Source organism: Candidatus Poribacteria bacterium (assembly GCA_009839745.1).
Classification (GTDB): domain Bacteria; phylum Poribacteria; class WGA-4E; order WGA-4E; family WGA-3G; genus WGA-3G.
In genome coordinates this window covers 1-13,754 of record VXPE01000096.1, presented here as the reverse complement: position 1 = coordinate 13,754, position 13,754 = coordinate 1, and the positions used below count along the sequence as shown (strand labels likewise).

Annotated in this window: 11 protein-coding genes; 5 read left to right on the top strand and 6 right to left on the bottom strand. The window is 49.0% G+C overall.

The annotated features are described in order from the left end of the window. The 6 genes from F4X88_15185 to waaF all read right to left on the bottom strand — a co-directional run. Positions 1 to 340: helix-turn-helix domain-containing protein (locus F4X88_15185; protein MYA57630.1), on the bottom strand; the 340-nt coding region annotated here is incomplete at its 3' end. Between the two features lie 529 nt (positions 341 to 869). Further along, positions 870 to 1,598, bottom strand: a complete 729-nt coding sequence (locus F4X88_15180; GenBank protein MYA57629.1) for a DUF3526 domain-containing protein — start codon at positions 1,596 to 1,598, stop codon at positions 870 to 872. Next, positions 1,534 to 2,034: an ABC transporter permease subunit gene (locus F4X88_15175; protein ID MYA57628.1), complete on the bottom strand. Its 501-nt coding sequence runs from the start codon at positions 2,032 to 2,034 to the stop codon at positions 1,534 to 1,536. Before F4X88_15175 ends, F4X88_15180 begins: the two co-directional genes overlap by 65 nt. 177 nt (positions 2,035 to 2,211) lie before the next feature. Further along, complete coding sequence (locus F4X88_15170; protein ID MYA57627.1) at positions 2,212 to 3,690, bottom strand: DUF4159 domain-containing protein; 1,479 nt, start codon at positions 3,688 to 3,690, stop codon at positions 2,212 to 2,214. A 212-nt stretch (positions 3,691 to 3,902) separates the two neighbouring features. Then, the gene (locus F4X88_15165; GenBank protein ID MYA57626.1) at positions 3,903 to 4,580 is read right to left on the bottom strand and encodes a hypothetical protein; all 678 of its coding nucleotides are present in this window, start codon (positions 4,578 to 4,580) and stop codon (positions 3,903 to 3,905) included. A gap of 193 nt (positions 4,581 to 4,773) precedes the next feature. Then, positions 4,774 to 5,922: a lipopolysaccharide heptosyltransferase II gene (gene waaF, locus F4X88_15160; GenBank protein MYA57625.1), complete on the bottom strand. Its 1,149-nt coding sequence runs from the start codon at positions 5,920 to 5,922 to the stop codon at positions 4,774 to 4,776. Between the two features lie 305 nt (positions 5,923 to 6,227). On the opposite strand from waaF, the gene F4X88_15155 reads away from it, so the two are divergent. The 5 genes from F4X88_15155 to F4X88_15135 all read left to right on the top strand — a co-directional run bounded on the left by F4X88_15155 (position 6,228) and on the right by F4X88_15135 (position 13,596). Beyond that, positions 6,228 to 8,813 (top strand): hypothetical protein, encoded by a 2,586-nt coding sequence (locus F4X88_15155; GenBank protein ID MYA57624.1) that lies wholly within the window; start codon positions 6,228 to 6,230, stop codon positions 8,811 to 8,813. A 106-nt stretch (positions 8,814 to 8,919) separates the two neighbouring features. Continuing rightward, positions 8,920 to 10,026: a VWA domain-containing protein gene (locus F4X88_15150; GenBank protein ID MYA57623.1), complete on the top strand. Its 1,107-nt coding sequence runs from the start codon at positions 8,920 to 8,922 to the stop codon at positions 10,024 to 10,026. A 24-nt stretch (positions 10,027 to 10,050) separates the two neighbouring features. Next, complete coding sequence (locus tag F4X88_15145; protein ID MYA57622.1) at positions 10,051 to 10,815, top strand: sugar phosphate isomerase/epimerase; 765 nt, start codon at positions 10,051 to 10,053, stop codon at positions 10,813 to 10,815. A 2-nt stretch (positions 10,816 to 10,817) separates the two neighbouring features. Next, entirely contained in the window at positions 10,818 to 12,179 is a 1,362-nt protein-coding gene (locus F4X88_15140) for a hypothetical protein (GenBank protein MYA57621.1), read from the top strand. Between the two features lie 139 nt (positions 12,180 to 12,318). After that, on the top strand, positions 12,319 to 13,596 hold the full coding sequence (locus tag F4X88_15135; GenBank protein MYA57620.1) for a sulfatase-like hydrolase/transferase: 1,278 nt from the start codon (positions 12,319 to 12,321) through the stop codon (positions 13,594 to 13,596). The last annotated feature ends 158 nt before the right edge of the window (positions 13,597 to 13,754 follow it).

Genomic DNA, 13,754 nt, shown 5'->3' with positions numbered 1-13,754 from the left:
CGGACTGCTCATCGGTGGTGTAGGAATGTTTGCAACCGCGTTTCTTAAACTTGGGAAATCCCGTACGCTTTGCCACCCAGTTATCAATCGCTTTACCGAGGCTATGGACGGCATACATCGCAGCACGCTGATCTTGGGCTTGCGTCCAATCAAACGCTTTCTTCTTCTGATTAAAGCGTTTGTTAAGGTCATACATGGACAAGAAGTTATCCGCTGAGAGTTCCGCCTTAAAATCAGACAAAGCTGAGTTATATGCAAACTTCGCATAACCGCATTGCTGGTAAAACCATGCAATCTGAACCTTGTCCGGGCGTAATGCAATTTTGTGTGTCTTTATCATGGTATATCAAGCACCAAGTTTTTAACCCCGTTGAAGTGGGTAGGCAGACACACAATCAAGTGATTGTGCTTCAACTGTCTGCCAACTTGATACTCTAATTATACCACATTTTATCCACGTTTGTCAAGTCTTTTTTTGCTGGAAAAAGCACGAATAACGTGGGTTGGACCCCGGGGAATGCCATAAGGCATTCATACCGTTGATTCGTCTAAAGCATTGGGATTGTTAAGTGTTATCCTTCATACGCAGTCGATTGCGCTGCGTATTCGCCAAGATATCCGACTGCATTGACGATCATCAGTACCACAAGCAATACCGTTGTGAAGGCAAATCGGAGGCTATTTAAGTGGTCATAGAGCTCACGTTTTGTGATATGCCAAATCATTCTTCTAATTTTCCTTGCGGTGCGGTCAGATGTGCCTGCCCACAGGACATTCCTTTTCGTAATCCGCCCTGGTCCGTTGGTTGGGGCTACAAATTTTGGTTAAGTTTTCCAAAGACTTTCTCAACCGGCTACCAACCACCGTTTTTACACCTCCTGCCGCACGAAAATTAAAAATGTCATCATAAACAGCACAACGTTGATGAGTAGCAGACAGGCAATATCGCTGCTGGCGTGTTGTATGCTATTCCATATATCTTTCCGCCGATAAGAAAACTGAGGTAAATCGCTCCAATCGACTTCTCCTTGGTCAACAGCGAACCATTTCCGGGAAGAAAAAGCCTTCTTATCATAGAAATAATCGATAATCGTTTGCCGATACCGCTGGACTGTCGTGATAAAATCCTCAATACCGTGGAAATCCGTTCCTGCCCACGCCTCGGTTGCGAAATCATACATCGCCGCCGGTGAGAAACGCATCAAGTTTTTTGCCACATTTGCTTTGCGAACGTAGATATGATTTAAAGCCTTCTGTCGAATCTGCCATGTCCTTTCTGCTGCGCGAATGCGACGCGGCTCTGAGAATTGAAAATAAGCTTTGACATGAGGCATCAGGGGTTCTGCATCCGGCTTAATCCGAATATTGCGCATTTCTGCCTTAGAATACCTGAGTGTCGTCGGATCTGAAATATGCGGAGCCCCCGAACTTCCTGAATAAAGTATATTGGTGTTCAAGTCTTCCCCTTCAATTTCATCGTTCCTTAAGAAATCCATCCGCTCTCTTTCAAAACTCTCCCAAATCTGCTCAATTTCATGATAAGAGGACTCCAATTGAGAAGCGGAGCGTGCCTGCTTCCCGTTCTCCAGCGATTGCATCGTGGGCGAAAAGCAGTGCCAGCAGACTGAGAATTACCTGAAAAATCAGAACTAAATCGACACTGGAAAACAGGTTGAGGAAAGGATTATCCGCGCTGTGTGATCGGGTATCCCAAAGGGTTGGGACAAAGGTATGCCGAATAGCGATAGAGTTGCCGAGCCGTCGATCTAAACCCGCATTGAAAATGCTCAGTGGATTGGGGGGTCGGTCTACAAGGAGTGCTCCTTCCACCTCCGAATAGGTCCTTGCTCTGGTTAAAAATCGCTGATCGTGTTCCGTCACCGCGGTATCATAACTTGTCAGACGGCGTTCGTAATCGGCAATCAGGACAACGGTATTCGCAACCACCAACGACAGCGTGACAACCATCGCAACAAGGAACCGAAACGTTATAATGTTAGCGATCAACTCTCGCCGAATGAGTGTCAGGAACATGGAATTATCACCTAATCTGAGAGGAAATTGCTGTTGGGGAAGAATTGGCCTTTATGTTCAGACCGCTGAAAAGAGGATTGGGTTGCAATATGTAAGGGCTGCTCAGTTGCCCTTAGCGGATAACTAAACAGCCCAAACACAGTGCGAGGTTAAAAACCGCGCTTCAATACAAAGCGTCTACTCGAAACCGGCGACTTTCGCAGCTTCAGGCGCGCTCGTCGGAAGTTCCTGCTTCGCTAACGTATCTTCAGGCACATAGCCGGAGTAGTCAGAAATCTGACCGTGCGTCAACGCATACACCACAACGTTCGTCATGAAACGATAGACACCGGGTGAATAGTGGACACTACGCGTCGGGAGACTGACAGACTCCATGGCGCACATATAATCACGGCGCACCATGATAACCGATAACTTTTCACCGACGGAGATACCTTCAAGGAAGTTCCGTTTCGGCGGACGTGTACCCCACCAGAAGATGTCGTATCCGACAGGGGGACCACCCATTTCATAGAAGTTATCGTAAATCTCGTGCTCGTTAGCAATACGTTCAATTTGATACTCAGGCATGACATAGCGCATCTGTGCGAGGAAGAGACGAATCATCGCTTGCGCAGGCGCGTTCACACCGCAATCGTCAAAGACGAGGAATCCACCTTTTTCAACGAGATAGCGACGCATACCAGCGGCTTCAGTCTCCGTGAGACGGCTATCCATTTTACCACCACCATACTGCCGTCCAAGCAAGTTACGAGAACGGGTGAGTGACGGATCGTGTCCTGTCATAAAGACGAAGGGTGTTTTGAAGAGGTTGGCATCGGTAAGTTTCAATGCGCCACCTTCAACGTTCATGTCAGTTTTAATTTTCGTCCGTTCGTTGAGCCACTTTGTCAATGCGTTGAGGGAAGAAGCATCAGCCCACCAGTCAGAGAGACTGTGACGGATCCGTGTGAAACGGAAGACGCCGCGGATGTCCTTACCTTTACCGATAACGCGTCCACCGGGTTCGCCTCTTGCCAGGGGTGGCACTTCAACGTTACCGAGGGTGATGTTTTCAACGACATCGCCGAGGGCATCGCGTGCGGCACCGACGTTTTCAACCATTGCGAGTCCGGGTGGACGTTCAAAAGCGACTTTCACCTGCACGACGCTGCCTGCGACACCACGACCGATGTTAGCCGGTCCGGCGGAGGGAGCAGTTGCGACGGGTGCGGAGAACGCCAAGGCACCGGGTGCATCCGAAACAGGTAGGTCGGCGTGTGTTACAACAGTCGGCACGGGTGCGTTCGGCGTAACCACTCTCGGTACATTCGGATTAATCGGGGCGTCCACTTTGACGGTTTGGTTTGAAAATTCGAGGACCGTCTGCGGTTGGAAATTCGACTTAGCAACAAACGCAGTCGTTACACGGGGTTGTACCTGCACCTGTTCGACGACAACGGTATTCTGCGTCGGAACCGTCGGCTTAATAACAGGTTTCACAACAGGTTTCCGGACCTTAGGCTTCGGCGGCTCCTTGGGTTGGAGCACTTCAGCACCCACGAGATCTTTGAACTGTTCAGTTTGCGTGACAAGATAAATGCCAGCAATGAACGCTATGACCGCGTGAAGTACCAATGAAGTCATCAAGGCACCTGAGGTTCTTTTTGCACTCATTCGTTATTACCTCCAAGGGATATTTCGTATCCTAAGAAAAAACAAAAGTTGTTGATGCGGGGATATATGCAATTTCCGTGCCAATGCGAAAAACATTGAATTGGCTATAAATCCCTGCATCCAGTGTGTTAAGCTGCACAAAAAGGGGCAGTCTTTTTCAGCACTGCACAAAAAGGGGCAGTCTTTAGCAACCGTGTGCACCAAAATTGGACTTATTCGGCTGGCACTTTGTCGGCATCTGTCGAAAAGAAGCGGCCTGCTTCCTTCAGACGGGGTTTGCCTTTGTGAAAGCCAAAGATGCCAAGGTTGTTTTCCGTGCTGCTATCCAACTCGTGGATCTTCCACCCATCCTTCTCCTCTTTTATCAGATAGAGGGTCGTTTCGCCAGGAAACGAGCCTTTGTAGCAGTTGTAACCTATCGCGGAGGCTTCCAATTTTCTGCCTTTATAGCGAATCCAGAAATCCTTCAACACATCGTCCCGTCCCCATTTGGATCCCTTCGTCCCAATACCGATCCATAAACCTTCAATAGCGACTTTAACATTCGTCCACCCGAAGGCGATTGGCACGGGTTCATTTCCGGCAAAGATTGTTCCGAAGGCAACCTTGGGATCATTCGTCCGAAAAGTCTCTCCAATGGCTTTGAGATCGTTGTCGTTAAAGGCTTTGTAGAACTCACTATAAACCGCTTGAATTGCGGCTTTTTCTGCTGCGAAGTCGATAGGCGGTCTCGCAGCAACTGCTGGTGTATCAGAACTCGTGGATGAAGAACTTTCTGTCGGCTTTTCAGCGGATTCTTCTTCGGTGTCGCCACCGCATCCGACAATGCCGACGCTCATGATGCCTACTGCGAAAAGGACAAGCACGAGCCACATTAATCTCGATTGCATTTTTCTAAATTCCTCCTTTAGATTCATCGCGTCGCTTACAAACAATGTTGTCCAATTACACCCCAAAATTGTCTTTTCAATTCTCTAAGTTCTCTAAGTGTGCATCGGGCAAGAACCAGATGCTTAATGGATAAGACGACTTTTTACGGATGTTGTTTAAGACATTATAACTTCTTTACAAAAATATGTCAAGTTAATTTGTTACCGCAGATGTGAGTTTTCTATCCGGGGTTAAATATGCAGCCGTTTCAAGGGTCTGAATTACATCGGTGACCTGAATTTCAGACATACATCCTGCTTTTCCGAATCGACAGGTCGTTCCCACACAAGGGCAGTCTGGCTGCCCTCGAATCGTTTGACACTTTACACCTGCCGGACCGAAACGGGTTGGATCCCCAGGCCCATACAGTCCGATAGTTCGGGTACCAACTGCAGCAGCGAGATGCATCGGACCGCTATCGTTGCCGATAAACACATTACATGTATGCAAGATTGATGCCAATTGTGTCAGTGTCGTTTTGCCAGCGATATTGATTGATTCACCTCGCATAAGTGCTTGAATTTCGATGACGATCGGTATTTCCTCCTCCACGCCGACAAACAAAATTTGCGCACGTTTTTGGGCAATCAACCAATCTGATACTTCGGCATATCGGTCAGGCAACCATCTTTTGAGTGCAATCGGGGACCCAGGATGGATAGCAATCAACGGGCGTTGCCTGTCAATCCGATATGTGGCAAGGAAATCGGATGCCCATTTTTTATCTTCTGCTGTTACTGAGAAACTTGCGGTTTGGACGGGCGTTGGGATGCCTGCTTGCTTTAAGACATCGAGATTACGCGTCGTCTCGTGGGTACCACTGAATTGCGTAAAACCCAATCTGTTCGCAATTTGTAGGGCTGCACGACTGAGTCGCTTCGGTGTAAGCCGTCCGAACGCGAACCAAACAGTCCGCCAATCACCACGGAGTTCGACCATCAGATCATATTTTTGGCGACGTAACTCGCGGTAGAGCTTAAACGTTCCTCTGAATGATGTCGGCTGCCCTGTCCGGCAAAAAGCGGGTGAATTGTATTCTATAACCTTACTGACATCCGAATGTTTCTCTAAAACCACGCGACTCCAGGCACCAATAAGGGCATGCAGTTCAGCGTTCGGATACGCCCGACGGAGATTGGAAAACACCGGTGTCCCCAACAGCACATCGCCAAGATGATCAAGTTTGATAACGAGGATCCGTTCGGGTGCGAAGTCCTTTGGAAACCAAGGTTTCCGATAGAAGAACCACTGCACGGCAGTAGAAGCGATTAAAGTGAGAATTTCGGTTACGTTTTGAAACATCTTTTTGCAGTTTACTGAATTTGTAGGGATTTGTCAAAGGGAATTCTGTCCAGCGAACCCTAAACCCATTTGCATTCGGTAGATAGATTCTGATATACTATGTTCACTTGCTTTTATCCTCACAGCATGCCCTCTTTAAAATCGAAACCCCGTGCCTGAAACGCAGTAGAAAGCGGAAAATTAGACACAAAACCGTAAGCCTGCAACAATACGCAGAAACCCACAAGCAAAAACAAGCAGTCGACTCGAGAGAAAAACATTAAAACTCAAATTCACGATCCTTATCCGCAAGGTAAAATTAAAAAATGGAATTTATCAAACACTTCTCAGAGATTGACGATGCTGACTTACCTCGTGTCGGCGGAAAAGGGTTGAATCTCGGAAAACTGACGAGGGCTGGATTTCCAGTGCCGAACGGTTTTTGTGTTACCACGGAGGCCTATCGCCTATCCGTTGAAGGTCTATTGGAACAGAATGAAGGAAGCATCAAAGATATTGAACTGAGGCCAAAACTCATCGCAGAAATCCGGACGGCGCGAGAAAAATTGCGGACCCCTACAGTCGCAGTGCGTTCCAGTGCCACAGCAGAGGATCTCGCGGAAGCGAGTTTTGCCGGACAGCAAGATACGTTTTTGAATGTAACCCCCGATGAACTTTTAGATGCCCTCAAAATGTGCTGGGCATCGCTCTGGTCGGAACGAGCCATTTCCTATCGGCAGACGCAGAAGATTACCGATGAAGGGTTGGCAATGGCAGTCGTCATTCAAGAGATGTGCGAGGCAGATGTTTCCGGTGTGCTTTTTACTGTTGCGCCGTTTAATGCGAATGCCGCTATTATTGAATCGAATTGGGGATTGGGTGAGTCGGTTGTCTCTGGTGCTATCACGCCTGATAGTTTTCACGTGTCGAGGGATATAGGCGAGGTTTTGGAAAGAAGCATCGCTACGAAAAACGAAATGGTAACGGCTACTGGTGTGAGCGTGGTCCCCTCTGCACAGCAGGATGCCCCAAGCCTAACAGACGCACAACTGAAAGAACTCACACACCTCGGCATGCGGGTTGAAACCCACTATAGACACCCGATGGATATCGAATGGGCACTCACAGATGGGCAGTTCGTGCTGTTGCAGTCGCGCCACATTACCACATCCCCGACATCTATCACACCTCGTAGAAGTGAGTTGTGCTCGCGATCCTCTGAAGTCGATGCGGCAGCCGTTGGGAAAGTCCGTCAGGAGGAAATCCAGATATTGGAAGCACGTGCCGAGGAACAGGGGACCGTTTGGTGTCATCATAATCTTGCAGAGGTGCTACCCGCGCCACTCCCAATGACGTGGGAGATTATGAAGGAATTCATGTCGGGTGCGGGTGGGTTAGGTAAAGCGTATCGAGGCTTGGGGTTTTATCCAAGTGAGCGGGTCAACACTGAAGGGATTCTTGATCTGATTTGTGGACGGATTTACGTTAATTTGAACCGTGAGGCGGAACTCCACTTCGACGGCTTTCCATTTGCACACGATTTCAACGCCTTGAAGCGAAATCCACAAGAAGCGATGTATGCCCAGGCACAAACCGATATTACGCGGAGTAACACTTCATTCTGGGTGAAACTGCCACTCCATATTATTCGTATGAGCAGGGCAGAGATGCATCTACGTCAGTACCGCTCTGACTTCGCCCGATTGCTAATAGAAGAGGTATTTCCAGCATTTCAAAAGGAAGTGGAAGCAGAACGAAACATTTCGTATTCAGACTTAACGGACACCGAATTAGTGACCAAGTTTGAAGAATGGCGTGCCAAAACATTGGACGATTTCGCACCAAAAGCCCTCACTGCTACACTCCTCGCTGGGTTTTCACTGCAACGGTTAGAGGTGGCTCTTCAGAAATGCTTGAATGAAACAGAAACGAAAATCCTTGTGAACAGGCTTATGAGCGGGACTTCTGACAATCTCACAGATGAAACTGTTGTTCCGCAGACTTCCCACCCGCGGCTTGCGTCGAAATTGTCGAAAGTGGCAACAGGAGACTTGCCCCTTACTGATTTCTTAAAGGATTACGGACATCGCGCCGTTGATGAGTTTGAATTAGCACAACCCCGCTGGCGCGAAGATACGACCTATCTTGAACAGATGATTGCATCCCTTCGCTCGGTAGGAGGGACTTGTAATCCCGACACGCTTCAACCACAGATAGAACAACGTGAATCCGCAGAAAAGGAACTCACCGCACACCTCGAAAATAAAACAGGTTTAAGAAAGCAGGTTGCGCGTGAACTCGATTTTACAAGGCGTTACATGCCTTTCAGAGAGACAGCGAAATTTTATCTCATGCTCGGCTATGAACAGATTCGCCGTGCGCTGCTTGAATTGGATCGTCGCTATCAACTCGATGGTGGTGTCTTCTATCTCGTGCCAGATGAATTACGACGACTCATAGACGGTGAGGTATTTAGTGACGTTATCACCGCACGCAAGACAAAGCGTGAATTGATGTTACACATTGAGGTCCCGGACGTTATCTTCAGTGACGCATTGGATCAGATCGGCACCGCGACACCCCTCGAAACCGTTGATACACTTACGGGAGTCGGCGTTTCAGCAGGCATCGCCACAGGACAGGCACGTGTGCTTCTGACACCGACAGATGTCCGCCCATCCGACAGGAATTATATTCTGGTGTGCCCCTCAACCGATCCGGCATGGACACCGCTTTTCCTGCATGCAGCGGGACTGGTGATGGAACGCGGTGGGATACTTTCACACGGGGCAGTCGTTGCCAGAGAATACGGCGTGCCTGCAGTGGCGAACATCCCGAACGCAACGCGCCGCATTACTGAGGGACAGACGCTCCAAGTTGATGGGAATCAGGGAACGATCTCAATTATATAGTTATCAGCAGTCAACCATCACCGACCAGCAAAGAACGTTTTCGTTTAAAGATACCCTTTTTGCCGATTGCTGACCGTCAATTTTCCGACAGAAAAAAAAACGGAATATGCTGCCACTCAATATCTATTCAACCTATTCAGATAAGTTTCAGTATTCCAGATACCATAGACGCAGGAAAACCCGGCGAGCGTTTCTATTTTCGTTGGTTCTACATGCCATTGCGATAGGAATTATCGGTCTCGGTTATATCCAGTGGTATCGACCGATGCAACCTTCGGAACCGCTTACTTCAGAAGCCATTGCTGTGACATCTCTCCAACGTTTTCATGTGAACAGTACTCGCAAACGTTCTATGCCGGCTACGCGGCGGTCAACGCCTACGCGTTCCAAAACCTCACCCGCTCTTAACCAAAACGTTGCAAAATTGGTGCATTCAGCACCGCCGACCGCCTCCAGTGCATCTATTCCCATGCTGAGGACAGATGCTCGGTTACCGATGGCTGAGACCTCCCTGCGCGAGCAGACCACAGAAACGCTGGCGTGGAAAACGATTGCGACCACACAGGCACAAGCACCTACAATTGCCCCCAAGCCGAAAACCGTTCAAGGCGAGGCTGCAACGAACAGAGCGACAGATAATAAGGGGCCTGCGCAACCGATTGACAGAGACGCACGGATGGGGGAAGCATTAGCAGGTATCGCGGAGAGCGTCGCTGACAGTAAAATCGAAACCGCCGTTGATCTCGTTTTTCTGCTTGACATTAGTGGAAGCATGATAGATAATATCCGTGCAGTCGGCAGACAGCTGAATCGAATGGTAACGGTGTTTGAAGAGAAAGGCGTTGATTTCACCCTCGGTATCGTTATTTTCAGGTATCTTGAAGGTGATACGATTATCCATCCACAAACGCGAGACAGCGAGAAATACAAACGGTTGTTAACCTCACACGTTGTCGCCGCCGCTGGTGATGAGCGGGCACACAATGCGATTATCAAAACGATCCGCCGTGTCAATTTTCGAGAAGGGGTGAACCGCCGATTTATTCTTGTTACCGATGAACCGAGCAAAGGATCCTATACACTCCCAGAAGTATTAGCACAGTGTTTTCAGAACAACATCACCATAGATGTTATCGGTATTAATCATACCACACACAGGGCATTAACGACGAAAACTGGGGGACTCTGGTTTCCGATTCCGATACAACAATAACGAACTGCAAGGAAAATTTAAAAAATGAAATGGTCATTGAATACTTATCAAACCTGCCAAGAGTGGGAACTCGGACGCATACTTGACACCGCTGCCGCAACCGGTTACCACGGTGTCGAATTGTTAATGGATTACGAGCAGAAACACGGATTTGAGTGGGATACGCCAAGAGAGGCATGGGACGGACTCAAAGCACAGGTCGATGCGAGTGACGTTGTTATCTCCTCACTCACGAGTTGCCAAAATTTTCATTCTGAAAATGCCGACGATCGTGAGGAAACCGTCCGACGCGTTACACGTGTGATTGATATGTCGGAATTTATGGGTTGCGACCATGTCCGAGTGCTCGGCGACCGATACACTGAGGAGAACCGTGAGGCAGTTACCGGTTACGTCACGGATGGCCTGAAGGCACTCGGTGCTTACGCCGCTGAAAAAGATATTACTGTCTCCATTGAAATGCACGGCTCATTCACAGACCCAGATTCGGCAATGGAAGTCATTGAAGGTGTGAATCTTCCGAACGTCGGCTTCGTTTTCAATTCACAATTCATCGGTTGCGATGCGGGGAGTATTGATCCTCTCTTTTCGCGTGTAGGTCCACACATTACTGCGGTGCATACGCACCGGGTAGAAGAACCAGAGACGTTCGATCTTTACCGGCAGATGTTCCAATGGCTCGATCGCATCGGTTTTTCAGGCTACATCTCCAATGAATGTGCTTATACAGGTCCCGACCCAGAGAAAGTTCTCGCGCTCTATGTTGGGATTTTCAAGGCTTTTGTTTAAAGATGGATACTGCACAATCAGCACACCTTTATGAACGGGTCGCACTTCCAGACGCATTCCTGAATGAAACATCGGGAAGCACTTGGGGTGGCGATATCCGAATCGGCGATCTGACGGGTAATGGCACAGTCGATTTTCTTGTGTACAAATCGCTCGGTGGCATTCATCCGTGTTTCCTCGGTGCGTTCACACTGGAAGGTGAACCCCTCTGGTCCCTCGGTGACAAACACCTCGAAATCAGAGACGTGGATGCGCAGGATACTATGCTAACGACGCTCTCCCCCGATCGCCCCGGTCCTGTCGCTATTCACGATATAGATGCCGATGGACAGGCAGAGGTTATCTGCTTCTGGGTAGATACGGATGCCTCGGAAGTGAGTAAATGGGATTTATCGGCGATTCGCCTTATGATTTTAGACGGCGCGACGGGTGCTGTCAAACGGACCGCCGCGCCGGATGCGTTTCGCCAGTGCAACGCTTACGCCGAAGGCGAACGCCATATCTCCAACTACGTCCATCAACGATTGATGATTGCCAACCTCTGTGGAAATGCGCAACCTCAAGATTTCGTTGTGAAAGTAGGTGTGAACCTGCTCGCTTTCAACCATAAATTGGAATTGCTTTGGCAGTATACCGATGAGTGGTTCCGTTATCCGAAGCACTCCGCATATATCCCGGCAGTCGGCGACTTCAATGGCGATGGACTCGACGAAGTCAACGGTGGCAATTTCGGGCTCGCTGCTGATGGCACAGTCCTCTGGAATCACTTTTTTGGCGACAATATGGACTCGGTTTTAGTTTCCGAATGGAACGGCATTAACCGAGCGATCCTCTCCGGGGGTGGACAGGTGGTTGACTCCGAGGGTACTTCGATTCTCTCACTTGGCTTTGACATTGTGCCACACGGACAAGAGATCCGATGTGGCAGATTACTGCCAGAGGCGTCTGAAAACGCCTTGGTTATCCGATATAACGGACATCACACCGACCTGATGATAGTAGACAACAGCGGGCAGATTCAGAACAGGTTTAACGTCGATGAAACACCGAACAACACAGGCTTGGAAATTATCCGCTGGCACGGGTCGGAAACCTGTGAATTGATTTATAGTCCTGCTGCGCTTTATGATAGTGCAGGAGATAAGGTGGTGACGTTCCCTGAACTGCCGCCACCCAGTGGTGGGAAAATGGGATGGTATCACTGTTTTCCTGCGGATGTCTGTGGTGATGCCCGCGAAGAGGTTATCCTTTATGATCCCTATGGCGACGCTGTCTATATCTACACGTCAACGCCTTTCCAACCCGATCTGTTCGGTGGATATCAGCATACCGAGCGGCAGTATAACACCCGATTAATGGATTAAAGGACGCTGGAACCTTCAAAACGCTTGTTTAAAAAAATTAACACGAAAACCGAGCCTGCAACAACGGCGCAGGCGACTCTACGAACAAACGCGTCAAATACCTAACTCACCCCATCGAACCGCAAGGTATAATTAAAAAATGACAACACCTTCTATCAACAAGTTTTTGCTTATCTCAATCGATTGTTGGCGGTTCGATGCCCTCAGTCGGACGAATTCGCTTCTCAACACGCCGAAGTTCGACCTGTTGACGCAGGATTTCTCGCTCGCTGAACAATTTTTCGTGCCAGCACCGGCGACGCGTCCCTCGCATACCTCCTATTTTACCGGGCTTTATCCGTTTGAACACGGGGTCTACGGACAAACTTACCTTAAGATGTTTGAGGGTATCCCGAATCTGTTTCAAATATTCAATGACGCCGGCTATCATATCACAGGACGCTCCGAGCGTCCGGAAGTGTTCCGTTTCCTTGATTTTGAGCCGTTCATTACGTCGGTTGATCCGAACGCGAACGCGCAACATCTCGGTTCACTTGAAGACCTTGTCAAGCAGATCCAGCAGTCTTCGGACGTGCCGCAATTCTGTTTTCTGCACTTCTGGTATACACACGGCGGTTACGGTATGAGCGGGATCCCGGGTGCGCCGAGCCTCAAATCGCTCGTGGATCGTGGTAGGATAGACGAGGCGTTACGGTTTTATTACGCCGCTGCGACGCATATCCTCGAATTCAAGTTAGTTGAAATTCTGAAGCAACTTCAACTCTCGGATTGGGCGGTTTTCATCTTCGGGGATCACGGCGAAGGCATCTGTGAAGAAATTACCGATCACGGTGGCACACTCAACCAGAACGTGTTACACGTGCCGCTGTTGGCGCATATCCCGGGTGTGACAGATCTTGCCCTCTCATTTGAAAGTCCAAATCCACCGATTTCAGCGATCGATCTGTTCCCGACGATCACAAATCTGGCAGGCATCGATGTGGAGTACCACGGATACGGACGCGACCTGCTATCTCCATCGGAAATTGATGTAAACCGACTGGTATTGTCGGAGTTGGATAGTCTCTTCGGCATCGGGTTCCTTAGCCGAGACAACTTAGAAATGCCGCACCATCGCGTGACATCTCGGACATCGGTCGATAATGAGGAAATTAGCAGATATTCGGACGGCGTGCGACTCTGGTCGCTGACAGATGGTGAATATCTCTATCGGGAAGATGAACAGACGGGTGAGTTTGTGTATCGGCATGTGCTGAGCGGTGAGGATCTCGCCTGTGAGGATCCAGACCGCTTCAGAGACGCTTACGACGAGATTTTGATGAACTCCAATTATCAGCACCTATTGGCACAAGAATCCACGGAGGAGGAGACGGAGATTTTGGAAGGTAGGTTGCGGGATTTAGGATACGTCGAGTAAAGGTGCTAATGACCGTGTTCCCTATTTGTTAACAGGAAAGACGCTTTCACTATTCGGCTTAAAAGGGTTGTTGTTGAGTCAATGGTACCCACACGCTAAAGCGCTTACTGTTACCCATAAGTATAGGGGGTATGGAGCGTCTATCTTTTCCGTTCTGC

Bases quoted from the DNA above. Each gene is read 5' to 3' on its own strand.
- F4X88_15180 (MYA57629.1), bottom strand. From the start codon at position 1,598: ATGCAATCGCTGGAGAACGGGAAGCAGGCACGCTCCGCTTCTCAATTG.
- F4X88_15175 (MYA57628.1), bottom strand. From the start codon at position 2,034: ATGTTCCTGACACTCATTCGGCGAGAGTTGATCGCTAACATTATAACG.
- F4X88_15170 (MYA57627.1), bottom strand. From the start codon at position 3,690: ATGAGTGCAAAAAGAACCTCAGGTGCCTTGATGACTTCATTGGTACTT.
- F4X88_15165 (MYA57626.1), bottom strand. From the start codon at position 4,580: ATGCAATCGAGATTAATGTGGCTCGTGCTTGTCCTTTTCGCAGTAGGC.
- waaF (MYA57625.1), bottom strand. From the start codon at position 5,922: ATGTTTCAAAACGTAACCGAAATTCTCACTTTAATCGCTTCTACTGCC.
- F4X88_15155 (MYA57624.1), top strand. From the start codon at position 6,228: ATGGAATTTATCAAACACTTCTCAGAGATTGACGATGCTGACTTACCT.
- F4X88_15150 (MYA57623.1), top strand. From the start codon at position 8,920: ATGCTGCCACTCAATATCTATTCAACCTATTCAGATAAGTTTCAGTAT.
- F4X88_15145 (MYA57622.1), top strand. From the start codon at position 10,051: ATGAAATGGTCATTGAATACTTATCAAACCTGCCAAGAGTGGGAACTC.
- F4X88_15140 (MYA57621.1), top strand. From the start codon at position 10,818: ATGGATACTGCACAATCAGCACACCTTTATGAACGGGTCGCACTTCCA.
- F4X88_15135 (MYA57620.1), top strand. From the start codon at position 12,319: ATGACAACACCTTCTATCAACAAGTTTTTGCTTATCTCAATCGATTGT.